23 protein-coding genes are annotated in these 24,453 nt (G+C 72.9%); 17 read left to right on the forward strand and 6 right to left on the reverse strand.

The window, feature by feature from the left end; translation table 11 throughout:
* Positions 1–205: 205 nt before the first annotated feature.
* Both ACFPFQ_RS06165 and ACFPFQ_RS06170 read right to left on the reverse strand, forming a co-directional pair.
* Positions 206–1,072 (reverse strand): MBL fold metallo-hydrolase, encoded by an 867-nt coding sequence (locus tag ACFPFQ_RS06165; protein ID WP_379615642.1) that lies wholly within the window; start codon positions 1,070–1,072, stop codon positions 206–208.
* Between the two features lie 126 nt (positions 1,073–1,198).
* Positions 1,199–2,131 carry a LysR family transcriptional regulator gene (locus ACFPFQ_RS06170; RefSeq protein ID WP_379615644.1) on the reverse strand — a complete coding sequence of 311 codons (933 nt, stop codon included), beginning with the start codon at positions 2,129–2,131 and terminating at the stop codon, positions 1,199–1,201.
* A gap of 229 nt (positions 2,132–2,360) precedes the next feature.
* Between ACFPFQ_RS06170 and ACFPFQ_RS06175 the strand changes: the two genes are divergently transcribed.
* The 5 genes from ACFPFQ_RS06175 to ACFPFQ_RS06195 all read left to right on the forward strand — a co-directional run bounded on the left by ACFPFQ_RS06175 (position 2,361) and on the right by ACFPFQ_RS06195 (position 7,695).
* The gene (locus ACFPFQ_RS06175) at positions 2,361–3,308 is read left to right on the forward strand and encodes a PDR/VanB family oxidoreductase (RefSeq protein WP_379615646.1); all 948 of its coding nucleotides are present in this window, start codon (positions 2,361–2,363) and stop codon (positions 3,306–3,308) included.
* A 70-nt stretch (positions 3,309–3,378) separates the two neighbouring features.
* The gene (locus ACFPFQ_RS06180; protein ID WP_379615648.1) at positions 3,379–4,473 is read left to right on the forward strand and encodes an ABC transporter ATP-binding protein; all 1,095 of its coding nucleotides are present in this window, start codon (positions 3,379–3,381) and stop codon (positions 4,471–4,473) included.
* Between the two features lie 14 nt (positions 4,474–4,487).
* Positions 4,488–5,861, forward strand: a complete 1,374-nt coding sequence (locus ACFPFQ_RS06185; protein ID WP_379615649.1) for an ABC transporter substrate-binding protein — start codon at positions 4,488–4,490, stop codon at positions 5,859–5,861.
* Entirely contained in the window at positions 5,862–6,788 is a 927-nt protein-coding gene (locus ACFPFQ_RS06190) for a carbohydrate ABC transporter permease (RefSeq protein WP_379615651.1), read from the forward strand.
* Positions 6,778–7,695 carry a carbohydrate ABC transporter permease gene (locus tag ACFPFQ_RS06195; RefSeq protein ID WP_379615653.1) on the forward strand — a complete coding sequence of 306 codons (918 nt, stop codon included), beginning with the start codon at positions 6,778–6,780 and terminating at the stop codon, positions 7,693–7,695. Before ACFPFQ_RS06190 ends, ACFPFQ_RS06195 begins: the two co-directional genes overlap by 11 nt.
* A 72-nt stretch (positions 7,696–7,767) precedes the next feature.
* Here ACFPFQ_RS06195 and ACFPFQ_RS06200 read toward each other — a convergent pair whose 3' ends face one another.
* A complete protein-coding gene (locus ACFPFQ_RS06200) occupies positions 7,768–8,985 on the reverse strand; it encodes a cytochrome P450 (protein WP_379615655.1) in 1,218 nt (405 codons plus the stop codon).
* Between the two features lie 197 nt (positions 8,986–9,182).
* Here ACFPFQ_RS06200 and ACFPFQ_RS06205 point away from each other — a divergent pair, with 197 nt between their 5' ends.
* The 10 genes from ACFPFQ_RS06205 to ACFPFQ_RS06250 are packed head-to-tail and all read left to right on the forward strand — an operon-like array spanning position 9,183 to position 18,481.
* Entirely contained in the window at positions 9,183–10,838 is a 1,656-nt protein-coding gene (locus ACFPFQ_RS06205; RefSeq protein WP_379615657.1) for an AMP-binding protein, read from the forward strand.
* A gap of 20 nt (positions 10,839–10,858) precedes the next feature.
* Positions 10,859–11,647 carry a ferritin-like domain-containing protein gene (locus tag ACFPFQ_RS06210; RefSeq protein ID WP_379615658.1) on the forward strand — a complete coding sequence of 263 codons (789 nt, stop codon included), beginning with the start codon at positions 10,859–10,861 and terminating at the stop codon, positions 11,645–11,647.
* Positions 11,644–12,102: a PaaI family thioesterase gene (locus ACFPFQ_RS06215; RefSeq protein ID WP_379615660.1), complete on the forward strand. Its 459-nt coding sequence runs from the start codon at positions 11,644–11,646 to the stop codon at positions 12,100–12,102. The genes ACFPFQ_RS06210 and ACFPFQ_RS06215 overlap by 4 nt, the downstream gene beginning before the upstream one ends.
* 11 nt (positions 12,103–12,113) lie before the next feature.
* Positions 12,114–12,380: an acyl carrier protein gene (locus tag ACFPFQ_RS06220; protein ID WP_379615662.1), complete on the forward strand. Its 267-nt coding sequence runs from the start codon at positions 12,114–12,116 to the stop codon at positions 12,378–12,380.
* On the forward strand, positions 12,377–13,234 hold the full coding sequence (locus tag ACFPFQ_RS06225; RefSeq protein ID WP_379615664.1) for an SAM-dependent methyltransferase: 858 nt from the start codon (positions 12,377–12,379) through the stop codon (positions 13,232–13,234). Before ACFPFQ_RS06220 ends, ACFPFQ_RS06225 begins: the two co-directional genes overlap by 4 nt.
* Positions 13,231–14,109, forward strand: coding sequence for an acyl-ACP desaturase (locus tag ACFPFQ_RS06230; protein WP_379615666.1), 879 nt, complete (start codon positions 13,231–13,233; stop codon positions 14,107–14,109). The genes ACFPFQ_RS06225 and ACFPFQ_RS06230 overlap by 4 nt, the downstream gene beginning before the upstream one ends.
* Entirely contained in the window at positions 14,106–14,573 is a 468-nt protein-coding gene (locus ACFPFQ_RS06235) for an acyl-CoA thioesterase (RefSeq protein WP_379615668.1), read from the forward strand. The genes ACFPFQ_RS06230 and ACFPFQ_RS06235 overlap by 4 nt, the downstream gene beginning before the upstream one ends.
* Before the next feature lie 7 nt (positions 14,574–14,580).
* Positions 14,581–16,215, forward strand: a complete 1,635-nt coding sequence (locus ACFPFQ_RS06240) for an AMP-dependent synthetase/ligase (protein WP_379615670.1) — start codon at positions 14,581–14,583, stop codon at positions 16,213–16,215.
* Positions 16,212–17,501, forward strand: a complete 1,290-nt coding sequence (locus ACFPFQ_RS06245) for an NAD(P)/FAD-dependent oxidoreductase (RefSeq protein WP_379615672.1) — start codon at positions 16,212–16,214, stop codon at positions 17,499–17,501. Before ACFPFQ_RS06240 ends, ACFPFQ_RS06245 begins: the two co-directional genes overlap by 4 nt.
* Positions 17,498–18,481 (forward strand): beta-ketoacyl-ACP synthase III, encoded by a 984-nt coding sequence (locus ACFPFQ_RS06250; protein ID WP_379615674.1) that lies wholly within the window; start codon positions 17,498–17,500, stop codon positions 18,479–18,481. The genes ACFPFQ_RS06245 and ACFPFQ_RS06250 overlap by 4 nt, the downstream gene beginning before the upstream one ends.
* Before the next feature lie 7 nt (positions 18,482–18,488).
* On the opposite strand, the gene ACFPFQ_RS06255 is transcribed toward ACFPFQ_RS06250, so the two are convergent.
* Positions 18,489–19,412, reverse strand: a complete 924-nt coding sequence (locus tag ACFPFQ_RS06255) for a LysR family transcriptional regulator (protein ID WP_379615676.1) — start codon at positions 19,410–19,412, stop codon at positions 18,489–18,491.
* Positions 19,413–19,637: 225 nt separating this feature from the next.
* On the opposite strand from ACFPFQ_RS06255, the gene ACFPFQ_RS06260 reads away from it, so the two are divergent.
* Entirely contained in the window at positions 19,638–20,861 is a 1,224-nt protein-coding gene (locus ACFPFQ_RS06260) for a cytochrome P450 (protein WP_379615678.1), read from the forward strand.
* Here the strand turns inward: ACFPFQ_RS06260 and ACFPFQ_RS06265 are convergent.
* On the reverse strand, positions 20,791–22,026 hold the full coding sequence (locus ACFPFQ_RS06265; protein WP_379615680.1) for an MFS transporter: 1,236 nt from the start codon (positions 22,024–22,026) through the stop codon (positions 20,791–20,793). The two genes, ACFPFQ_RS06260 and ACFPFQ_RS06265, sit on opposite strands and share 71 nt — an antisense overlap.
* 144 nt (positions 22,027–22,170) lie before the next feature.
* On the opposite strand from ACFPFQ_RS06265, the gene ACFPFQ_RS06270 reads away from it, so the two are divergent.
* Entirely contained in the window at positions 22,171–23,367 is a 1,197-nt protein-coding gene (locus tag ACFPFQ_RS06270; protein WP_379615682.1) for a cytochrome P450 family protein, read from the forward strand.
* Here ACFPFQ_RS06270 and ACFPFQ_RS06275 read toward each other — a convergent pair.
* The gene (locus tag ACFPFQ_RS06275) at positions 23,330–24,106 is read right to left on the reverse strand and encodes a hypothetical protein (RefSeq protein WP_379615683.1); all 777 of its coding nucleotides are present in this window, start codon (positions 24,104–24,106) and stop codon (positions 23,330–23,332) included. The genes ACFPFQ_RS06270 and ACFPFQ_RS06275 overlap by 38 nt on opposite strands.
* Positions 24,107–24,453 lie beyond the last annotated feature (347 nt).

Genomic DNA, 24,453 nt, shown 5'->3' on the forward strand with positions numbered 1-24,453 from the left:
CACTACGTCGGCGCCGTCCCCCCGCGGCGGCGGCCCCGGCCGACCGCGCCAACCACTTCGCCACCGCGCCAACGTCTCGACGTCGGCGCGGTGGCCACTACGTCGGCGCCGTGCGGGTGAGGCGTCACCGCGCCAACCACTTCGCCACCGCGCCAACGTCTCGACGTCGGCGCGGTGGCTACTGCGTTGGCGCGGTCGAGGCGCGTCAGCTGCCCGCGACCGGGGCGGCCTCGACGATCGAGGCCACCGCGTACCGCCGCAGGGGCGCGGCGAGGTGCACCGGGCCGTCGAACACCGTGGCGGCCGCCGCCCGGTGCGCGTCGAGCACCGCGGGTTCGGCGGTGATGAAGTGGGTCAGCACCAGCTGCCCCACCATCCCCGCCGCCGCGGCCGCACCGGCCTCGGCCGCGCACAGGTGCCCGTGCGACCCGATCTCGGGGGCGGTCAGCGTCGACTCGGCGAGCAGCAGGTCGACGTCGCGGGCCAGCGCCCCGAGCTCGGCGCACACGCCGGTGTCCCCGGTGTAGGCGAGGCTGCCCCCCGCGCTGTCCACGCGCACACCGCAGTTGGGCGCGGTGTGGCGGAGCAGGTGCAGCGACACGGTGGCGCCGCCGAGCGCGATGACGTCGCCGGGCAGGTACTCGCGGACGTCGAAGGCGATGTCGAAGGCGCGGTCGAGCAGCGGGTAGGTGGTGACGGGGAACAGCGCCGCGAGCCGGTCGAGCACCGCCCGGCCACCCGCCGGCACGTACAACGGCACGCCGGGCGCGCTGCTGTCGAGGCCGAGCAGGGCCGCGTGGGTGTCGCCACCGGACGCCGCGAGCTCGCGCCGGGCCCGCACGTGCAGCAGCGCCTTGCCCAGCGGCAGCAGGTCGTAGCAGTGGTCGGCGTGCAGGTGGCTGATCACCACGGCGTCGAGCCGTTCGGGCGCGAGCACCGACGACAGCACCGTGGCGACCCCCGGACCGCAGTCGAGCAACACGGTCGCCGACCCGGTCTCCACGAGGTAGCCGGAGCTGGCCTGGCCGTCGGCAGGCATGCCCGATCGGCACCCGAGAACGGTGAGCTGCATGAGCGCGGATCCCTCCGTCGGCTCGCCGCCGACGGTCGTCGGCGTCGACGCCGACGATCCGGAGTGGCGCCGAGCCGGGCAATGAGCAACTTGCTCACGTCCGATCAGCGCGGCCTATGGCCCCCGTCACGAAGCGGTCGGAACGCGGTCCTGCAGGTTCGGGGCGGGCCACATGAACGGGCCCGCCGAGGCGAGGCTGCCGAGGAACGCCTCCACGACCGGCGACGGATCGGCCGCACGCCACGCGGCGAACAGGCTCAGCCGCGGCGACGGGCCCGTCAGGGGCAATGCGACGAGGCCCTGGCTACCCGCTCGGACCGCGCGGGCCGCCGAGCAGAACCCCACCAGCGGCCGCGCCGAGACGACGACGGCCGTGGCCAGCGGGTCGTCCACCTCCTCGGCGATGACGAGCTCGGCGCCGGCCCGCGCCGCCGCATGCATGATCGCGTCGTACATCGCGGGGCTCTGCGTGCGGCGGAACAGCACGCACGGCCGCTCCCCCAGCTCCAGCACGGAGATCGACTCGCGTCGCGCCCACGGGTGTTGGGCGCCGACCACCGCCACCACCGGCAGCGACAGCAGCTCGCGCGACTCCAGCTGCGCCGGTCGGGGTTGCCCGTAGACGAACCCGATGTCCAGATCGTCGTTGAGCAGGGCGTCGACCTGCGGGCCGCTGCGGCGTTCCCACAGCTGTGCCAGCACCTTCGGATGCTCCGCGGCCAGCCGCGCGAGCGTCTGCGGCAGCACCGAGAGCCCGGCCGGGAAGTTGAACCCGACGTTGACGGTGCCCGAGTGGCCCAGTGCCGCCGCCTTCGCCACCTCGACGGCCCGCGCCGCTCGACCGACGATCCGCTCCGCCTCGACCCGGAACGCCTCCCCGGCAGGTGTGAGCCGCACCTCGTGCGACGTCCGGCTGACCAGCTCGACGCCGACGTCGCGCTCCAGCCGCTGCAACTGCTGGCTCAGCGAGGGCTGCGCCAGGTGCAGCCGCGCCGCCGCCCTGCCGAAGTGGAGCTCCTCCGCTATTGCCAGGAATGACTCGAGATACCGGAATTCCATCGCCCGCCCCTCCGCGCCGCCTCCGCCACCGTAAGCGGCACGTGCGACGGGGGCGGCGTCTCGAGGGGGTCCCTTTGCGAACAGTGAGTGACGGGGACGGACGGCCGCGCGGCCACAGACCGTCCGGTGCCGCGGACCACGATCGCACGATCGGAGGGCGCTCTCGCCGCCCACCAGCAGGTCTTCGGCCGCCTAGGTTCGCCCTCGCCGCCGACCCGCAGGAGCGACGATGATCGAGACTGCCCACCCAGAGCCCGCACTGTCCCTGCGCGTCCTCGCCACCCGCGCCGTCGCCGTCGGGGTGCGGGAGTTCGTGCTCGACCGCCCGGGCGGTGGGCCGCTGCCGCGCTGGGAGCCGGGTGCGCACATCGACCTGCTGCTCGGCGGCGGACTCGTCCGGCAGTACTCGCTGTGCGGCGATCCCGGCGACGCCACGACGTGGCGCATCGCGGTGCTGCGCGAGCCCGGAAGCCGCGGCGGTTCGGTGCACCTGCACGACGCCGTCCGCCCCGGTGACGTGCTGGGTGCCCGCGGGCCGCGCAACCACTTCCGGCTGCGCCCGGCTCCCGCCTACCTGTTCGTCGCCGGGGGGATCGGCATCACGCCGCTGCTGCCGATGATCGGCGCCGTCGCCGCCGAACGGGCCGAGTGGCGGCTGCTCTACGGCGGCAGGCAGCGGATGTCACTGGCGTATGCCGACGAGTTGGCCGCGCACGGACCGCGGGTCCAGGTCCGTCCCCAGGACGAGACCGGCCTGCTCGACATCGATGCCGCGCTCGCCTCCGCCCCACCCGACGCGCTCGTCTACTGCTGCGGCCCGGAGCCGCTGCTGCGGGCCGTCGAGCAGCGGTGCGCGCCGGAGCGGCTGCAGGTGGAGCGGTTCGCGCCACGCGATACCCGCGGCGGCACCGGCCCCTTCGACGTCGTGCTGCGCCGCTCCGGGCGGCGGATCCACGTCGACGCCGAGACGTCGCTGCTCAGCGCGCTGGAACGGGCCGGGGTCGCGGTGCTGCCGTCGTGCCGGGAGGGCACCTGCGGCAGCTGCGAGACCGCGGTGCTGGCCGGACGTCCCGATCACCGCGACTCCGTGCTCGACGAGACCGACCGAACAGAGGGCACCACGATGATGATCTGCGTATCCCGCTCGCTGACTCCAGAGCTGGAACTCGACCTGTGAGCGAGCTTGCGAGCGAACCAATGTCACAGCGTCCTCGCGAAGCGCCGACCGAGTGCAGCGAGGGAGAACGATGAGTCGCATCGAGATCGAGGGACTGATGCGACGGTTCGGGCGCGTGACGGCCGTCGACGCCGTGGACCTCGACGTCCCCGACGGCGACTTCCTCGTGCTGCTGGGCCCCAGCGGGTGCGGCAAGTCGACGCTGCTGCGGATGATCGCCGGGCTGACCCCGCCGTCGGCGGGCCGGATCCTGCTCGACGGCGCCGACATCACCGCCACCCCGCCGCGCGAGCGCAACCTCGCGATGGTGTTCCAGAGCTATGCGCTCTACCCGCACCTGACCGTGGCCCGCAACATCGGCTTCCCGCTGCGGGCGCGTCGCCGTCCCCGCACGGAGATCGACTCCCGCGTCGAGACCGTGACGCGCGTGCTCGGGCTCGCCGACCTGCTGGACCGCAGGCCCAAGGAGCTCTCCGGCGGGCAGCGTCAGCGGGTGGCACTGGCCAGGGCGCTGGTGCGCGATCCGGGCGTCTGCCTGCTCGACGAGCCGCTGTCGAACCTGGACGCGACGCTGCGCACCGCCACCCGCGCCGAGCTGACCGAGCTGCACACCCGCCTCGGTGCGACGTTCGTGCACGTCACCCACGACCAGGTCGAGGCCATGACCATGGCCACCCGCATCGCCGTGCTCAACGGTGGTCGACTCGAGCAGGTCGGCACGCCCGCCCAGGTCTACGACGAGCCGGCGTCGACGTTCGTCGCCGGGTTCCTCGGCTCCCCCGCGATGGGTCTGCTGCCGGCGCGCGTCGAGTCCGTCGACGGGGTGCTGCATGCCCGCGCCGACGGCGTCGACGTCCCGCTCGGCCTACCCGCAGCGGACCTCACGCGCGAGGTCGTGCTGGGTGTCCGCGCCGAACACCTGAGCCTGGGTGGCACCGGTGCCGCCCGCCTGCAGGGCGTGGTGCGCCTCGTGGAGAACCTCGGCAGCGAGGAGGTCGCGCACTGCCTCGTCGGCGAGGCGCGGATCCCCGTGCGCGCGCCGCGTCCCATCGGTATCGCCGTCGGGGACGCCGTGACCCTGACCGCCGATCCCGCCCGAGCCCACCTGTTCGACCCCACCAGTGGCCGTCGCCTGGTGTGGCAGCCCACCCCCGTATCCGTCTGACCTCAGGAGACATCGTGCGGAAGTCACTCGCCCTACCCGCGCTCGCCGCGGCGCTGGCACTGGCGCTGGCGGCCTGCGGGCTCGGCAGCACCGCGCCTGCAGCGGCCCCCGCGGCTGCCCGCGCCCCCGAGCTCGCCCCCGGCCAGCAGGTCTCGATCGTGCTGGAGAGCTACAACTTCGGCCAGGCAGGCGCGTGGAACGACACGTTCACCGCGCTGCTGGCGGCGTTCCACCAGAAGTACCCGAACATCACCGTGACCGGCCAGAAGCCGCAGGGTGGCAGCGCGAACCCGGCCACCGACTCGGTGTCGAGCGTGCAGGCGCAGCTGGCCACGGGCAACCCGCCCGACGTGGCCCAGCTCGGGTTCAGCGACCTCGACTTCGCCGTCAGCCAGCTCGGCGCCAAGTCCCTCGACGACCTCGTCGGCGCCGATGCCGTGAAGGCGAACTTCGGCGGCACCCTCCCGTTCGCGCCGAAGGCGGCCACGCTCGGCGACGTCGACGGGAAGACATACGGCGTCCCGTTCGTCTTCTCGACGCCGGTGCTGTTCTACAACGCCTCCCTCTTCAAGGCCGCCGGCCTCGACCCGGCGAAGCCCCCGACCACCTGGGACGAGGTCAAGGCCGACGGCCTCGCGATCGCGAAGGTCACCGGCAAGGACGGCGCCTACGTCGACTGCGTCACCAAGGCGGCGAAGGACTGGTGCCTGCAGAGCGTGGTCCGCTCCAACGGTGGCCGGGTGATCTCCCCGGACCAGAAGACGCTCGAGTTCGCCGACGCCCCGGCCGTGCAGGCCGTCGCGATGCTGCAGGACCTCGTGACGTCCGGCGCGTCGCCGAAGCTGTCGCAGGCCCAGGCCGTCGACGCCTTCGGCCGCGGCACGCTCGGCATGATCCTGGAGTCCAGCGCGCTGCAGGGCACCTTCACCAAGGGTGCCCAGGGCGCCGGCTGGGACCTGCGCGGCACCGGGACGCCCGCGTTCGCCGGTAAGCCGGTGGTGCCGACCAACTCCGGCGCGGCGCTGTTCGTGCTGTCCAAGGACCCCGCCAAGCAGCGGGCGGCGTGGGACCTCATCACGTTCCTGACCAGCCCGGAGGCCTACGTCCAGATCTCCAGCAAGATCGGCTACCTGCCGCTGCGCACCGGCCTCGTCGACGACCCGGCCGGGCTGCAGGCGTGGGCGGCGAAGAACCCGCTGGTGCGCACCAACCTCGACCAGATGGCCGTCATGGAGCCGTGGGCGTCGTTCCCCGGCACCGACTACGTCCAGATCCGGGACGGGATGATGGCGGCCGTCGAGCAGGTGGTGCTGCAGGGTTCCGACCCGGCGACGACGCTGAAGGCCGCGGCCGACCGGCAGGCGCCGCTGCTGAAGTCGGGGCAGTAGTTGTTCGTCGAGATCACCGCTCCGGCCAGGTCGGCGCCGTCCGCTCCCCTGCGGCGGCGCCGACCGGGCTCGGTCGCGCCCTACCTCTACCTGGCGCCCGGGCTCGTGCTGCTCGGCATCTGGGTCTACCGGCCGCTGGCCCAGACCGCGCAGCTGTCCTTCTACTCGTGGAACCTGCTGCCGACCTCGCCGATGGTCTCGGCCGGGCTCGGCAACTACACCCGCCTGTTCACACTGCCTGAGTTCGGTGAGTCGATCGGCCGCACGATCGTGCTGGTGCTCGGGCTGCTGCCGTTCACCGTCGTGGTGCCGGTTGTGGTCGGGCTGCTGGCCCGGCGCGTCCGCGGCCGGACCGCAGTCCTCTACCAGACGCTGGTGTTCGCACCACTGCTCATCGCACCCGTCGCTGGGGCCGCGGTGTGGCAGTGGCTGCTCGACCCGCGCGCCGGCGCGATCAACCAGGTGCTCGGCACGACGACGAACTGGCTGCAGGAACCCGGACCCGCGCAGCTGGCGATCGTCGTGATCACCGGATGGCACGTGCTCGGCTTCGCGGTGCTCGTCGTGGCGGCCGGGCTGGCCGGCATCAACGACGACTACTCCCACGCCGCGGCGATCGACGGTGCGACCCGCGGGCAGATCACGCGGTGGATCACGCTGCCGATGCTGTCCCCGACGCTGGTGTTCCTCGTCCTCATGACGGTGCTGCTGTCGGCCCAGTGGAGCTTCCCGCTGATCGACACGCTCACCAAGGGCGGCCCGGCCGGATCGACCACGAACGTCTACTACCTGCTGTGGGACTACGGCTTCCACTCGTTCGACGCCGGGTTGGGCGCGGCGGCCGGGGTGATCTTCTTCGCCGGCTTCGGGGTGCTCGCGGCCGGGCTGGTGTGGCTCTCGGAGAGGGTGGCGTTCCATGACAACTGAGGCTCCTGCCGGTGGTACCCCCTTGCAGGAAAGCCACTTTCCCGCAACGTCGTTGCAGGAAAGTGGCTTTCCTGCAACCCCGGACGAGCCCGTCGGCTCGCATTCGCGCATCCGCGTCGTTGCGGGCCACCTCGCACTCGGCGTGGTCGGCCTGCTCTGCGCCTTCCCGATCTACTGGCTCTACGCGACGTCGCTGCGCGCCCCCGGCGATGTGCTGTCGCTCTCGCCGTTCCCGTGGCCGCTGTCGCTGGCCAACTACGCCACCGCGTTCCGCGTGCTGGACATAGGCGGCCTGCTGTTCAACACCACGGTGATGGCCGTGTTCGTCGCGCTGGGGCAGCTGTTGACGGGGCTGCTCGCGGGTTACGCGTTCGCGGCGTGGGAGTTCCCGGGCAAGAAGCTGCTCTACCTGGCGTTCGTGGCGACGTGGCTGGTGCCGTTCCAGGTGACGATGCTGCCCAACTACGTGCTGCTCTCGCAGCTGGGCGTACTCAACACGATCGCCGGGGTGGTGCTGCCCTCGCTCTGCACCGCGCTGGCGGTGATCCTGCTGCGCCAGCACGTCCAGGCCTTCCCCACCGAGCTGCTCGAGGCCGCCCGGCTGGACGGTCGCGGCTCGTGGTCGACACTGTGGACGGTGGTGGTGCCCAACCTGCGCCCGGCGCTGGCGGCGCTGGGGATCCTGCTGTTCGTCAACGCGTGGAACGAGTACTTCTGGCCCGCGCTGGTGCTGCAGCGCTCCAACGCCGTGCTGCAGTTGGGCCTGCGCAGCTTCATGGGCACCGAGGGCAACGACTGGGGCCCGATGATGGCGACGGCCGGCATGGCCTGCCTGCCGGTGCTGCTGCTCTACCTCGTCCTGCAGCGCCAGATCGTGAACGGGTTCGTGCGGTCCGGGCTCAAGTAGCCCGACCCGATCGCAGGAAGGCCACCTTGCCGCAAGGTTTCTTGCGGCAAGGTGGCCTTCCTGCAACGAGGGTCAGCGGGGGACGGCCGTCAGCGGCAGCTCGCGCAGCCCCCGGATCAGCAGGTTGGGGCGGTACACCGGCTCCCCCGCAGGCTCCAGCGCCCGCACCCGCCGCGCCAGCTCCCCGAACAGGATCTCCCCCTCCAGCCGGGCCAGCGCCGCGCCCATGCAGTAGTGGATCCCCAGCGCGAAGCCCAGGTGCCGCGGCGCGGCGGCGCCGGTCGCGTACCGGGTCACGTCGAAGGAGTCCGGCCGGACGAACGCGCGCGGGTCGCGGTTGGCGGAGCCGACGAGCACGCAGACGCTGTCACCCTCCTGGAACGTCCGCTCCCCCACCACGAGCTCGCAGCGTGCGGTGCGGGTGGTCATGTGCACCGGCGAGTCGTAGCGCAGGATCTCGTCGACGGCCGGGCCGGCCAGCTCGGGTCGCTCGTGGAGCAGGTCGAGCTGGGCCGGGTTGCGCAGCAGCGCCAGCAGCCCGTTGCCCACCATGTTGACGGTGGTCTCGTGCCCCGCGATCAGCAACGTGATGCAGGTGGTCAGCATCTCGTGCTCGGTCAGGGTGTCGCCGCGCTCGTGCACCGCGCCCAGCGCGCTGACCAGGTCGTTGCGGGGGTCCGCGAGCCGGCGCGCGATCAGGTCGCGGAAGTAGGTGACCAGCTCGACGGTGTTCTCGTCGCGGGTGCGTCGCTCCTGCGGCGAGAGCACCGGGTCCGGGTCGAAGCCGCGGGCGAGCCCCGGGCCCACCCGGTGCACCATCGCCTGGTCGGCTGCGGGCACCCCGAGCAGCTCGCAGACCACGATCAGCGGCAACGGGTACGCGATGGTCTCGATCGCCTCCACCGACGTCGCGGCCAGCGCCGCGTCGAGCATCCCGGTGACCAGCTCCCTGATCCGCGGACGCAGCGCGGTGACCGTCCGCGGCGTGAACGCCTTGCTGACCAGGCCGCGCAGCCGCGTGTGGTCGGGCGGGTCCATCCAGAGGAACGACGTGGGCAGCAGGCTGCGGTCGGCCTCGGGATGGAACAGCTCGGCCTCGTCGCGATGGCTCCACAGCGTCTCGCTCAGCACCGCAGAGCACTCGGCGTGGCGGGTCACGAAGTCGACCCCGAAACCACTCGGGAGGAAGGGGGTCGCCTCGCGGACCCGCGCATAGTGCGGATACGGATCGGCCCGGTGCTCGGGCCGGAAAGCGTCGAAGGCGACCGGCGTCGCGGGCAGGCTTGTCATCGCTCCAGGTTCTCCCGACAACAGCGCACCCGCGGGCTACGACACTGTGAATCCGACGTGAATTGTTGGACGCATTGCGGGACTTTGGTATTCGGCGATCACCAGCCGCGATGGCTCGATGCATTGCGCGCAGAACCCGTTGACCGGCCCGCACCGAACGGGTGTGCTCGACATCGAAGAATGGACGAGCACAAGGGATGAAAATGCTGACCCCCTGCGATCCGGCACGCACGGTCGCGATGACTCTGCACGCCGCGCTCGACCTCGTCGCGACGCAGCACCCCGACCAGAAGATCCATTTCCCGGACGAGGGCGAGGTGCTGCGCTACGCCGATCTCGCCGCCTCGTCGCGCACGATCGCCGCCGCACTGCACCGCCACGGCGTCCGGCCCGGGGACCGGGTCGCCATCCTGTCCCCCAACGCCCCCGAGTTCCTGCAGACGCTGTTCGGCGCCGTCCGCGCCGGGGCCGCAGCGGCCCCGCTGGCACTGCCGCTGGGCACCGACCTCGCCGACTACGCCGCCCGGACCCAGCGCATCGTCGCGGGCGCGAACCTGTCGCACCTCATCGTGTCGCACCGCATCGCGTCCCGGATCATGCCCGCCTTCGCCGCGGCCGGACCGGTGCTCCTCGACAGCAGCGCGCTCGTCGGCCCCGCCGACGCACCGGCGGCACCCGTCGACCCCGGAGCCGCCGCGATCGTCCAGTTCACCTCCGGCAGCACCGCAGCCCCGAAGGGCGTGGTGCTCAGCCATGCCAACGTGTGGCACTGCGCCCGGTCGATCACCGAGGCGATCCGGCTCGGACCGGCCGACGTGCACGGCTCCTGGCTGCCGCTGTTCCACGACATGGGCCTGTTCGGCGCGCTGACCGGGCTGTTCCGCGGCATCCCCCTGCACCTGTGGTCACCGGCCGGTTTCGTCCGCCGACCGGCCCGCTGGCTCGCCCAGTACGCGCAGGTCAGAGCCACGATCGCGACGATGCCGAACTTCGGCTACGACGCGCTGCTGGCGGCGGTCTCGCCCGCGCAGGCCGCCGAGCTCGACCTCTCGGCGTGGCGGGTGGCGTTCAACGGCGCCGAGGCGGTGTCGCCGACCTCGGTGGCCGCGTTCCTGGAACGGTTCGCCCCGGCCGGCTTCCGGCCCACCGCGATGGTGCCCGCCTACGGCATGGCCGAGGTGACGCTCGTGGCCACGCTCCCACCGCAGGGCCGCGCGCCGATCGTCGAATGGGTCGACCGCGACGCGCTGGCCGACACCGGCGCAGCGGTGCCCGTCGATGCCGACCACCCGGCCCCGCGCGGGCTCGTCGGGCTCGGCCACGCCGTCCCCGGCATGCAGCTGCGCATCGGCACCGGGTTGCCCGACGGCCAGGTCGGCGAGATCCAGCTGCGCGGCGCGATGGCGACGGCGGGCTACCTCGGCGGCGAGCCGGGACTGTTCACCGACGACGGCTGGCTGCACACCGGCGACCTGGGCTACCTGCGCCGCGGCGAGCTGTTCTTCACCGGCCGGCTCAAGGAGATGATCACCGTGGCCGGGCGCAACGTGTACCCCCTCGACGTCGAGGACGCCGCCCGCGACCTCCCCGGCGTCCACAAGGGCCGGTGCGTCGCGTTCGCCGAGACGCATTCCGACGGCGAGCGGATCGTGCTCGTGGCCGAGACGACGCTGTCCGACACCACCGCTCGCGCGGCACTCGTGCAGCTCCTGCGAGAACGGGTCGCGGCCGTCGCCGATGTGCCCGGTGTGACCGTTCTGCTCACCGCGCCCCGATCCATTCCCCGCACCACCAGTGGCAAGCTGCGCCGGCTCGACATGCGGAACCGACTCCGGGAGAAAGCACCGTCATGAGCGTACCCACGATGGCCGAAATGCACAGCTTGGACATCTTCCGGCACTACGACCGCGGCCACTGGCGATTGGCCGAATTCTCCCTCGACGGGATCGACCGCTCGCTGGTCAAGCCCGAATACATCACGCTGGTGAAGAGCGCGGTGATGGGCGAGTCGAACGTCATCGCCGCCGTCCACGGTTTTATGAACGAGTTCATCGACGACTACGACTTCTCCGCGTTCGCCGTGATCTGGGGCTACCAGGAGGTGCAGCACCACTACGCGTTCACCTCCTACCTGGAGGCCGTCGGCGAGAGCGTCGACTCCCGCGCGGTGGCCGCGATGCGCGCGCCCTACGAGCCGGGCAGCACCCGGTCGGCCACCCTCGCCACCAACATCATCTCCGAGCTGACCGTGAACCACGTCTACCGCTCGGTGGCCGCATGGGTGCAGGAGCCGGTGCTCGCCGACCTGCTGCTGCGCGCCGGCCGCGACGAGGCCGCCCACGCCCGCGAGTTCCGCCACTACGCGGCACAGCGGCTGCGCAGCCACCCCGACGAGCTCGCCTCCGTACTGGAGACGCTGTACTTCTACACCGCCGACGAGAAGATCAAGCACCCGGTGAGCGTCTTCAAGTCCGGCCTCGACGCGCTGAGCGGGCACGAGACGATCGACACCGGGTTCCAGCTGTTCCTCGACCGGATGGCCGCCCACGGCGAGCTCGACGCGCTGCAGTCCAAGATCCGCCGGACGTTCGGCGGCCTCACCGACCTGGACCTGAGCAGCAACGGGAAGGTCCGGCGGGCGCTCGCGGGGGCACTGGGATGACCGCCGCGACCGAGCTCGTCCTGCCGTGGGCCGAGCGCGCGGACTCCCACTGCTTCGGCTGCGCCCCTGGCAACCCGGCCGGGCTGGGGCTGCACTTCCGCCCCGACGGTGACGGCCTGGTCGCCGACGTCTGCCTGGACCGCCGCTACGAGTCCTACCCCGGCGTGCTGCACGGCGGGATCGTGGCGCTGGTCTGCGACGAGGTGATGGGCAACCTGATCGTGCTGCGCCACGGCCGCGTCGCCGTCACCACCAGCATGCGGATGCGCTACGTCGGCGTGATCGCCATCGACAGGCACTACCGCTGCCACGCCACGATCGCCCCCGGGCCGGGTGCGGCGATCCAGGGCCGTGCCGAGATCCGTGACGCGGCAGGCGAGGTCATGGCCACGGCCACGGCCACCTTCCAACCCGTCCCCGTCGACGACGCCGGGCTCCCCGCACTCGCTTCCTGAGAGGACCCACCGTGACCGCGTCCGCCAGCTCCACCACCGAGATCACCGCCGACGTCATCGGGATCGTCGCGAGCGTGCTCGGCGTCGAACCGTCCGACCTGCACGCCGACACCGACCTGCGCACCGTCGAGGGCGCCGACTCGATCAAGGTGCTGCGGATCATCGCCAAGATCGAGCAGCGCTACGACGTGGAGCTCGAGGACGAGGACGTCTTCGAGGTCAGCACGATCGCGCAGGTCGCAGGCGTGGTCGCCGCGGCCGTGGCACTGGCGCCATGACGACCACCGCGCCCGCTCACGAGACCAACCAGCACCCCACCAACCAGCATTACGACCTCGACCCCGCCGTCTTCGAGCAGTTCCTCGACCCGATGCGCAAGTACAGCGCGGGCCGCTACCTGTCGGAGTCCGACGACCTCGCCACCGCGCAGCGCCACAAGCTGCGCTTCGTCGCCGAGCGGATGGGCATCACCGACGGCGAGCGCGTGCTCGACATCGGCTGTGGCTGGGGCGCGCTGACGCTGTTCATGGCGCAGCGCTACGACTGCACCGTCACCGGGGTGACGCCGGCACCGCGGCAGCGCGACCACATCGTCGCCACGGCGGCGCAGCGCGGGCTCGCCGACCGCGTCACCGTCCACAACGGAGGGTTCGAGGAGTTCACGGCCGCTCCTGGGTCGTTCGACGCCGCCGCCGCGCTCGGCTCTGTGATCCACATGCCGGACCTGCCCGCGGTGCTCGCGCGGGCGCGCCGGCTGCTGCGCCGCGGCGCGCTGTTCTACGTCTCGGAGAGCTGCTTTCGCACCGCGGCGATCCAGGAGGAGTTCGACGCCCGCCCGGGCACCGGTTTCGTCCGCAACGCGATCTTCGGCAACGGGCGGCTGCGCCCGCTGTCGGAGCTGGTGGCGGCCGCGGAGTCGGCCGGGTTCGCCGTGGCCGCCGTCGACGACCTCACCGACGACTACCGCCGCACCATCGAGGCCTGGATCGCGAACGTCACCGACGCCACCGACCGGCTCGACGCGATCGAGGACGGGCTCGCCGAGCAGCTCACGCACTACCTGGAGATCGCCAACGCCGGCTGGGGCTACACGACCAAGCACTACGGCCTGACGCTGCGGAACGCGCGATGAACGCGGCCGAGACCTGGCGCGACAACCTGATCAGCACCGAGCAGCTCGCCGAGGCCGTCGACACCTTCCTCGCCGCCCTGCCGCCCGAACGGCGCTGGGACGCCGAGCGCAGCCTCGACTGGGACGCCGCCGACGCCGACCGGCTCAGCGACGGCCAGCGCAGCGCCGTCGAGTTCGTGACGGTGATCGAGGACCACCTGCCCGGCTACTTCGACGTCTACCACCGCCACTTCCCGGTGGATGGCAGCGTCGACCCGCGGGTGTTCACCCACCACCGCGAGCTCTACCACTTCACGGTGCGCTGGGCCGCCGAGGAGGACACCCACGCCCGCGCGCTGGCCCGCTACCAGCGCGCGGCCGGCATGGGTACCCGTGACGAGCTGCGCGCCGACCTCACCGCCTACGGCCAGCAGGAGTTCACGCTGCCCTACGAGCACCCCGTGCAGTTCTTCACCTACGCGCTCGTGCAGGAGAAGGCCACGCAGATCTACTACCAGCAGCTGCGCGCCGGTGTCGGGGACCCGGTGCTGGCCGACCTGCTGACGAAGCTCTCCCGCGACGAGGCCCGGCACTTCACGTTCTTCGCCGACGTCGTCTCGCGCTACCTGCGCGTGCACGGCGACCGGGTCGTCACACCGATCCGCGACGTCATCGCCGACTTCCGGATGCCGCTCGCCGGCACCGTCCGCGGCTACTGGCGGTGGGCGCTACGCATCGCCGACACCGCCCGCTACGACCACACCGACGCCTACGAGCACCTCATCGCCGTGATCGACCGCGCCGTCGATGTGCGCACCGACCCGCTCGACGAGCTCATCCGGTTCGTCGACTCCTGCCGGACCGTGACCGCCACCCCCACCGGAGGATCCCGATGACCGCCAGCCCTGCACTCGATGACGGGATCGCAAGCTCACCCGATGAGGTCGACCACCGCACCCGCGTCACCGTGCGGGGCTACGAGATCGACGCGCTCGGCCACGTCGCGCACACCGTCTACATGCAGTACGCCGAGCACGCCCGGTGGGAGCGCATGAGCGCGGCCGGCCTCAACGTGGGCGTGCTGCTGCGTGCCGGCGTCATGCCCGTGATGCTCGAGACCACGCTGCGCTACCACAAGGAGCTGCGGTTCAACGACGAGGTGATCGTGGGCTGCGACTTCCAGTGGGGCACCGGCAAGACCGGGCGCATCCACCAGCCGTTGCAGCGCGGCGACGGCGTGCTGGCCGCCGAGGTCACGAGCGTGGCCGGGCTGCTGGACCTCGCGCGCCGCAAGCTCGTCGAACAGCCGCTGGACAAGCTGCGGGAGCTGGCCGACGCGCCCGAGCTGATGGGGCTCTGACGACCCGATGACCGCGATCAGCACCCCCGAGATCAGCACCCCGGAGGCGGGCTGGTGCCACCCGCCCGGCGGGCCGGACCTGCCCGCCGACTCGGGGCTCGCGCACCTGATCGACCTGGGCCTGGCCCGCGATCCGGACGGGCCCGCCCTCTCGCGGCCCACCGGGACCGGCGTGGGCAGTGACGGATGGGAGGACATCAGCTGGCGCCAGCTCGCCGCCGACGTCACCGCCGCCGCGGCGATGCTGCTGGGCCGCGGCGTCGCTGCGGGTGACCGGATCGCGGTACTGGGCCGCACGAGCTACGCATGGGCCGTCGCCGATCTCGCCGCCGCGACGGCGGGGGCGATCACCGTGCCGATCTTCCCGACGTCGTCGCCGGCACAGATGCGCCACATCCTCACCGACAGCGGGGCGGTGGCCTGCCTCGCCGAGATCGGTCGCGAGGCCGACGTCCCGATCGGCCCGGTGTTCTCGCTCGACGGCCTGACCGACCCGGCGCTCGACCCCGACGGGTGGGGCGCGGCCACACCGGTCGACCCGCTGGCCGCGCGCACCGCCGTCGACGCCGACGACATCGCCAGCATCGTCTACACGAGCGGCACGACCGGCCCGCCGAAGGGCTGCGTGCTGACCCACCGCAACATGTTCGTGGCCGCGGCCGCCGTGGTGGCGCAGTGCACCGAGATGTTCGCCGACTCACCGGTGCGGCCGGCGACGATCGTCGGGCTGCCGCTGGCCCACGTCTTCGGGCGCACCGTGCTGCAGGCCGGGCTCTACAGCGGCTCGCGCACCGCGCTCGCGCCCGGCATCCCGGAGATGCTGGGGGCGCTCGCGACGTTCGAGCCGACCTGGTTGGCCGTGGTCCCCTACGCGCTGGAGAAGCTGCGCAAGGCGCTCGTCGCCGCCGACGCGGGGCCGGGCCGGCACCCGATGCTGGGCACCGCGCTGCGCCACGTCATCTGCGGTGGGGCCCGGCTCGACCCGCCGGTCGCGGAGTTCTACGCGCGCCACGGCGTCACGATCCTGCAGGCCTACGGGCTGACCGAGTCGGCGACCGCCGTCACCGTCAACGTGCCGTCGACGAACCGGCCGGGCAGCGTCGGACGGCCCGTCCCCGGCACGACCGTCGCGATCGCCGCCGATGGGGAGCTGCTGGTGCGCGGGCGGCAGGTCACACCGGGCTACTGGCCCGACCCGCAACCGTCGCCGGACGGCTGGCTGCACACCGGCGACCTCGCCACGCTCGACGATGACGGGTTCGTGTGGATCACCGGCCGGCGCAAGGAGATCCTCGTGACCTCCGGCGGGAAGAACGTGGCCCCGGTGCCGCTGGAGGACCGGTTGCGGCTGCACCCGCTGGTGGCGAGCGCGATGGTCGTGGCGGAGGGCCGCCCCTACGTCACGGCGCTGCTGACCCTCGACGGCCGCGCCGACCCGGCGGATCCGGAGGTGCTCACCGCGCTGGGCACCGCCGTCGACGCGGCGAACGCGACGGTCTCGCGGGCCGAGTCGATCCGCCGCTTCGCCGTGCTGGCCGCCGACTTCACCGTCGCGGCCGGGCACCTCACCCCGACGCTGAAGATGCGTCGCGAGGCCATCGAGGACGCGTTCCGCGAGCAGGTCGAGGAGCTGTACCGGTGAGCCGCGGGCACGCCATGGTGCTGGGCGCGGGGATCGCCGGGCTGCTGGCAGCGCGCGTGCTCGCGGACCGTTTCGCCACGGTCACGGTGCTGGAGCGCGACGGCGACAGCGGCGCCGCCCCCCGCCGCGGAGCCCCGCAGGGCGCGCACCTGCACGGCCTACTCGACGGCGGCCGCCGCCTCATGGAGGAGCTGCATCCCGGGCTGACCGCGCAGGTGGTGGCCGCCGGGGCGCCGCAGGTGGAGCCGCTGCGCGACACCCGCTGGTACCTCCACGGCAGGCGGTTGCACCCGACCGGGACGGGGCTCGTGTCGCTGCTGGCCAGCCGGCCGCTGCTGGAGTCGGTGCTGCGAGCCCGCACGGTTGCGCTGCCCGGGGTCCGGTTCACGATCGGCACCGCGACCGGACTCGTCGCCGGGCCGGGTGGCGGCGTCACGGGAGTGCTCGTGCGCGAGGGGCCGACGATCACCGCCGACCTCGTCGTCGACGCGACGGGCCGCGGCTCCCGGTCCCCGGACTGGCTCGCCGCGCTGGGCCACGACCGGCCGGTCGAGCAGCGCGTCGACGTCGACCTCGGCTACGCCACGCGCTACTACCGCCGCCGACCCGGCGACATGGACGGCAGGCTCGGCGTCACCGTCTCGACGGTCCCCCGCTCGCGCGGCGGCGGCGCCATCGCCGTGGAGGGTGAGCGGTGGCTCGTGACGCTCGCGGGCATCCTCGGCGACACCCCGCCCGTCGACCCGGCCGGGTTCACCACGTTCGCCGCGACCCTGCCGGTGCCCGACATCCACGACCTCATCGCCGCGGCCGAGCCGCTCGGCGATCCCCTCCCCTACCGGTTCCGCGGATCGCGCTGGCGACGCTACGACGGCGCCACCACGGTTCCCGCAGGCTTCGTCGCGATCGGGGATGCCGTCTGCAGCGTCAACCCGCTCTACGCGCAGGGCATGTCGCTGGCCGCCCAGCAGGTCCGGGTCCTGCAGCAACAGCTCATCGGGCCCGGTCCGCTGGATCCGCGCGCGTTCCACGGCGCCGCCGCACGGCCGTGCAGGCAGGCGTGGGAGATCGCCACCCGGGCCGACCTGGCGCTGCCCGAGGTCGCGGGCACCCGGCGGGTGCCGGCCCGGATCCTCGACGCCTACGTGCGGCGCGTGCAGCTGGTCGCCCACCGCGATCCCGCGGTCGCGCGCGCGTTCCTGCGGGTGGCGAACCTGGTCGACGCCCCGTCCCGACTGCTGACCCCGCGGCTGCTGGCCAGCGTGCTGCGGCCGGGTGCCACGTGAGGGACGCCGCGATCGCCGGGGTCGGTGGCAGCGTGCCGCCGACGGTGGTCACCAACGCCGAGCTCGCGGCCCGGATCGACTCCTCCGACGAGTGGATCACCAGCCGCACCGGGATCCGGCAGCGCCACGTCGTGGAGCCCGGCACCGCGACGTCCGATCTCGCCGTCGAGGCCGGGTCGCGCGCACTGAAGAGCGCCGGGTGCGACACCGTCGATGTCGTCGTGCTCGCCACCACCACCCCCGACCACAGCTGCCCGGCGACGGCACCCGCGGTGAGCAGCAGGCTGGGCCTCTCCGGAGTGGCCGCCTTCGACGTCAACGCGGTCTGCTCCGGCTTCCTCTACGGCCTCGCCGTCGCCAGCAGCATGATCCGGTCCGGTACCGCCTCCAGCGCGCTGCTGATCGCCGCCGACACGTTCTCCACCATCGTCGACCCCGACGACCGCGCCACCGCGTTCCTGTTCGGCGACGGCGCCGGGGCCGTCGTGCTGCGCGCCGCCGACCACGGCGAGCCCGGCGTGCTCCTCGACGTCGAGCTGGGCAGCGACGGCACCATGGCGGACCTGATCATCGTCCGCGCCGGCGGATCCCGGCTCCCGGAGAGCGCCGAGCCGGCCGACCGGTTCTTCGCGATGCAGGGCCAGAGCGTCTACCGCCATGCCGTCGCCCGCATGACGGCAGCGACCCGCTCGGTACTCGACCGCGTCGCCTGGACACCCGCCGACGTCGACCGGTTCGTCGGCCACCAGGCCAACAGCAGGATCCTGCAGGCCACGGCCGATCGCCTCGGCATCCCCGAGGAACGGGTGATCATGAACCTGGACCGCGTCGGCAACACCGCCGCGGCCTCGATCCCGCTCGCGCTGGCCGACGCCGCCGCGGAGGGCACGCTGCGAGCGGGCGACCGCATCGCCCTCGCGGCCTTCGGCGGCGGCACGACCTGGGGCGCGGCGGCGCTCACCTGGCCGGAGCTGCGCTGATCCCCACTCAGGACGCCGGGTCCAGCCGTTCCGCGTCCCGCCAGGTGAACGGTGCGGCCGCCGCGAGGCTGTCGAGGAACGCCGCCACCACGTCGGAGGTGGCGGCCGCCCGCCAGACGGCGTGCACCGCCAGCTGCGGCACCGGCCCGGTGAGCGGGACCGACACGAGGCCCTGCGCGCTCGCGCGCGACGCCCGCGCGGCCGAGGCGAAGCACAGCAGCGGCCGGGCGGAGATCACGATGCCGGCCGCGATCGGATCGTCCACCTCCGCGACGACCTTGAGCTGCGTGCCCGCGCGGGCCACGGCCTCGACGATGGCGTCGTACATCGCCGGGCTCTGCTCGCGGCGGAACAGCACGCACGGCCGCTCGCCCAGCTCGAGCATCGAGATGGACTCCCGCCGCGCCCACGGATGCTGCGCGCCGACCAGCGCCACCACCGGCACCGAGAGCAGCTCGCGCGACGCCAGCTGGGCAGGCCGCGGCGCCCCGTACCCGAACCCGACGTCGAGCTCGTCGGCGAGCAGCCCGTCGAGCTGGGGCCCGCTGCGCATCTCCGACAGCTGGACGGCGACCTTCGGATGTTCGGCGCGCAGGAGGGCGATCGTGCGCGGCAGGACCGCCAGTCCCGCCGGGTAGTTGAATCCGATGTGGAGCTCGCCCGCCAGCCCCCTGGCTGCCGCCTGCGCCACCTCCACGGCCCGGGCAGCTCCTCCCATGAGGCGCTGCGCCTCCACCCGGAACGCCGCACCGGCGGGTGTCAGCCGCACCTGCTGCGGGCTGCGGCTGACCAGCTCCACTCCGACCTCGCGCTCCAGCCGGCGCAGCTGCTGGCTCAGCGACGGCTGTGCCATGTGCAACTTGGCCGCCGCCCGTCCGAAGTGCAGCTCCTCCGCGATCGCCAGGAACGACTCGAGATATCGGAACTCCACAGCTCACCCCTCCGCGCCTGCCGTCACCCTAGGTCGCCCACGTGACGACCAAGGGCGTGCGGGACGGGCTGCCCGCGAACGGCGGGTGACGCGCGTGGGTGTCCTCCGCGGTGGGAACGCGCATCCCGATCGGTCGATCGCCGATGGCTCTCACCGGGTCCGGTGGACAGCCCGGCGAACCTACGGTCACGGGAGGCGGCCAGCCCACCCGAACCGGAGGACCCGATGACAACCGCGATCACTGATGGGGCCACGCTGCTCGAGGCCTATTTCGATCCGGCGCACCGCGCCGACCCGTTTCCGCTGCTCAGGCAGATCCGCGAGGCCTCGCCCCTGGTGCTGCGCGGTGATGACCTCGTCGTCGTCGCCCGCTACGACGACTGCCGGCAGGTGCTGCGCGATCCGTCGGTCCGCAACGAGCCCCGGCTCTCCCGGCTCGGCGCCGCCCAGCCCGAGCAGGCCCGGTCGCTGCTGTTCCTCGACCCGCCGGCGCACACGCGGATCCGGCGCCTGGTCTCCAAGGCCTTCACGCCCCGGGTCGTCACGGGGCTCGTGCCCCGGATCCGGGCCCTCACCGACGCGCTGATCGACGCGCTCGCCGACCGGCCGGACTTCGACGCGGTTGCCGACTTCGCGTCGCCGCTGCCGATGCAGATCATCTGCGAGCTGCTGGGCATCCCGGTCGAGGACTACCACAGCTTCGAGCCGGTGGCGCACCGCTTCGGCCGGGGGCTGGACTTCGACCTGATCATCCCCAACCCGGACCTCGACGACTCCCAGGAAGCCAGGGAGTTCCTGTTCGGCTACCTGCGCGACCTCATCGCGCGGCGCCGCCGTGAGCCGGGCACCGACCTGCTCTCGCGCATGATCGCCGTCGAGGAGCAGGGCGACGTGCTCACCGAGGCCGAGCTGCTCGCGACGTCCGCGCTGCTCATGGGCGCGGGCTACGACACAACGGTCAACCTCATCTCCGGTTCACTGCTCGCGCTGCTGCGCGACCCGGCCGCCCTCGCCCGCCTGCGCGCCGAGCCGCAGCTGGCCACCGGCATCGCCGACGAGGCGCTGCGCTTCTGCTCGCCCGCGCAGTTCGTGATGCGCACCGCGACCGAGCCGCTGCGGGTCGGCGACGTCGACATCACGCCGGGCACGCTGGTGCTGTGCCTGCTCGCCGCGGCCAACCGCGACCCGGCGCGCTACCCCGACCCGGACCGCTTCGACCTCGACCGCGCCCCCACCGACCACGTCGCGTTCTCGGCGGGGATCCACTTCTGCATCGCCGCGGCGCTCGCCCGCGCCGAGGCCGCCGTCGCGATGACCGCGTTCGCCGAGCGCGTCGTCGGACCTGAGATCGTGGCGGAGCCGACGTGGCGCGACAACATCAACCTTCGCGGGCTGCGCTCGCTGCCGGCGCGGCATGCGGGGATCGTGGCCCCCCGGATCGGGCACTGAGCCGGCCGGTCAAGGCCTGCAGCGCCACGGCGGCGACGCAGCAGCCCACCGCCCAGATCCACAACCGGTCCGCGCCGGCGGCGGCCACGATCAGGCCGCCGCCCAGCCCGCCCGCGGCGATCCCGATGTAGACGGCCGAGGAGTTGAGCGAGATCAGCAGCGGGGCGTGCTCGGGGTCGATGCCGACGAGCCGGTGCTGCTGGGCGGGCACGAAGGCCCAGCCCGTGACACCCCACAGGAACAGGAACGCCACCGCGCCGGGCAGGGTGGAACCGATCAGCGGTGACACCGCGAACACCACCGTCACGAGGGTGAGCGCCACCAGGACGGTGCGGTAGGGCCCCCACCGGTCGGCCAGCGTGCCGCCCGCCCAGGTCCCGATGAGGCCGCCGAGGCCGTGGACGGCGACGAGCAGCCCGAGCGCGCCGCGCCCGACACCGGGTTCCGGCGCGAAGATCGGGTCGAGGTAGGTGTAGATGCCGTAGCCGGCCGCCATCCCGAGCAGCGTCACCCCGAGCGCGGCGGGGACGGCCCGGTGGCGCAGCGGCAGCAGGCGTTGCGCCAGCGGGCGCCGCACCGCAGCGCCCACCGGTGGCCGCATCAGCAGCAGTCCGGTCGCCGCGAGCACGGACAGCGCCGCCACCAGCACGAACGTCCACCGCCATGAGCCCATGCCGGCCACCGCGATGCCGACCGGCGCCCCGACGACCGTCGCGACCGACATCCCGCCGAGCACCACGGCCAGCGCCCGGCCGCGGTAGGCCGGCGGCACCATCGCCGCCGCCGCGGCACCCGCCGCCGGCGTGTAGGCGGCCGCGGCGAGCGCGCACAGGACCCGCGCCGCGACCAGCAGGCCCAGCGCCGGAGCGAGCGCGGCCAGCACGTTGAACACCGCGAACAGGACCAGCGCGCCCACCAGCACGGGCAGTTGCCGCCTGCCACCGATCAGCGTGCTCAGCAGCGGCGAGCCCAGCGCGTAGGCGAGGGCGAACACCGTGACGATCTGACCGGCGGCGGCAGCGGGCACCGACAGGTCGCCTGCGATGCCGCCCAGCACACCGGCGACGACGAACCCGTCCGTGCCGATGGCGAACGTGCCGACCGCGAGCATGCCGACGGCGGCCCAGCGAGACCGCGCCGGTCGTGCGTCGTCGTGCGGAGTCATGGACATACCCACCCCGGATCAGCCAATGTTGATCTTCATCCTCCGCGAGGAGCAGCGGCTCGGGCAATGAGCGGTCTCGACCTGCCCGATAGCGAGGAGCAATCGTCGGGGACGAGGCCGCGCGGGCGACCTACGTTCGCCACCATGAGCGTTGAGCCGGTCACGTCCCCCTTCACGGCGGTCACCGGCACCTCCCGGCACGCGGCGCTCCGGGCGCTGGCAGCGATCGCGCCCGTGCAACGCGTGCGGCTGTTCACCGGCCTGTCGGCGTGGCTCGTCACCGGGTACGCCGAGGCGCGCGCGGTGCTCACCCACCCCGACGTGGCCAAGCACTTGACACCGAGCTACGACGCGCTGCCCGCCGACGTCGCCGCGGCGATGAGCAGGCACCTGCTCGGCACGAACCCGCCCGACCACACCCGGCTGCGCCGACTCGTCGCCGCCGCCTTCACCACCCGTCGCACCGATGCGCTCGCACCCCGGATCCAGGCGATCACCGACGGTCTCCTCGACGAGCTCGCCGCGCGCGGCCCGGGCCCGGTGGACCTGGTCGCCACCTTCGCCCACCCGCTCGCGATCACCGTGATCGCCGAGATCCTCGGCATCCCCGAGCACGGACGATCGGACTTCGGCCACCGCTGCGGCGTGCTGATGACCGCCGCAGCGCAGCCCCGCGACACCTTCGTCGACGCCGCCACCGCGATCGTCGCGCAGATCCGCGAGCTGATCGCGGCGAAGCGCGCTCACCCCGGCGACGACGTGCTCTCGACGATGATCGCGGCCCGCGACGGCACCGACCGGCTCACGGAGGACGAGCTCACGTCGATGGCGTTCCTGCTCCTGTCCGCCGGCCACGAGACCACGGTCGCCCTGCTGGCCGGTGGCGTGCACGCACTACTGAGCCATCCCGACCAGCTGGCGTTGCTGCGCGCGGAGCCGCGGCGGCTACCGGCGGCGGTCGACGAGCTCCTGCGCTACGACGGACCCGCACTCGCCGCGATGCCCTCGGTGGCAACAGCGCCGATCACCATCGGCGGCGAGACGATCGCGCCCGGCGACCTCATCGTGGTGAGCCTCGTGGCCGCCAACCGGGACCCCGGCCGATTCAGCGAGCCCGACCGGTTGGACATCACGCGTGAGCAGGCACCCCACCTCGGCTTCGGGCACGGCATCCACCACTGCATCGGCGCCCCGCTGGCCCGCCTCGAAGCCAGGATCGGCATCGGCTCGCTGCTGGCGCGCTACCCGCGACTGCGCCTCGCTGCCCCGCACACCGAGCCAGAGCGCAACCCCGCGCTGATCCTCAACACGCTCGTCGCACTGGACGTGCTCGTGCACTGAACGTGCTCCTGCACTGAGCGACACCGTCCGTACGAGTCCGGCGCCGATCAGGACGTCCGACCCTGCGGTGTCCGGCGACCGCCCGCCGGCTGCCCTTCGGCACGGCGACCGGCCCGCGCCGCAACCCGGTCGGTCCCAGCCCGGTCGGTCCCAGCCCGGTCGGTCGCAGCCCGGTCGGTCGCAGCCCGGTCCCCGGCGCACGCCCGGTGGCGAGGGACGACGCGTTGACGTGGTCGAGGTAGGCGGTGACCGCTCCGCTGAGCGCTACGGCGCACGCGACGAGCTCCGTCGCGTCCCGCCGGTGTCGGGCCACTGCCTCGCGCAGCCACGTGTTGGCCAGGTCGAGTTCACCGCGGAGCCGGAGCTCTCCCGCCGAGCCGGCCGCGACGGCAGCGAGGGCGAGCTCCAGATCGATGATCTCGCTCTGCAACTGGTCCACCGCCGCGACAGCGGTGGCGAGCTGCAGCGCCGCCGCTGCCGCCGCCGTGGCCCTGCTGGCGAGCTGCGCCCGGATCGACCACGGAACCTCGTGGGCGGCACCGAGGCCGTCCGCGAGCTCGCTGGGCAGCTCGCGGGGGGATGCCTTGTCGGGCGCGCCCAACGCGCTGCTGTCCGGCGCACGCATGTGATGAGCCAGTCGCTCGAACTCAGCGAGGGTGGGTAGCGTCTCGCCGTTCTTGATCCGGGTGAAGGTGGCCGGGCTGGCGTAGCGCTCCTCGAGCGGGATCGGATACGTCACGAGCGCCTGGGCGAACTTCTCCGAGATAGAGGGACCTCCGCTCGTCGATCGCGCTCTGCCGGGCGAGGTCGAGATCCTGCAGCCGGGTGTCGCCCAGTACCGCGCCGGCCTTGATCACGCTGTCGCGAACGGTGTCGGCCTGTTGCGGGTAGGAACCGGCACGAGCATCTCGAGCGTGTGGCGGGTGAATTTATGGACCAGTCGGTTCTACTTCCAGCGGCGCCGGTTCGACCGGAGAATCCTCAGTTCACAACATTCTCGCTCGTCCAGCGAGGCATCGCGACGCCGCCACCACGCCCGCTGCCGCCCGAAATTCGGACTTGACAGTCCAGTAATCTGCCGCAATA

It is taken from the genome of Pseudonocardia sp. GCM10023141, from assembly GCF_042653605.1.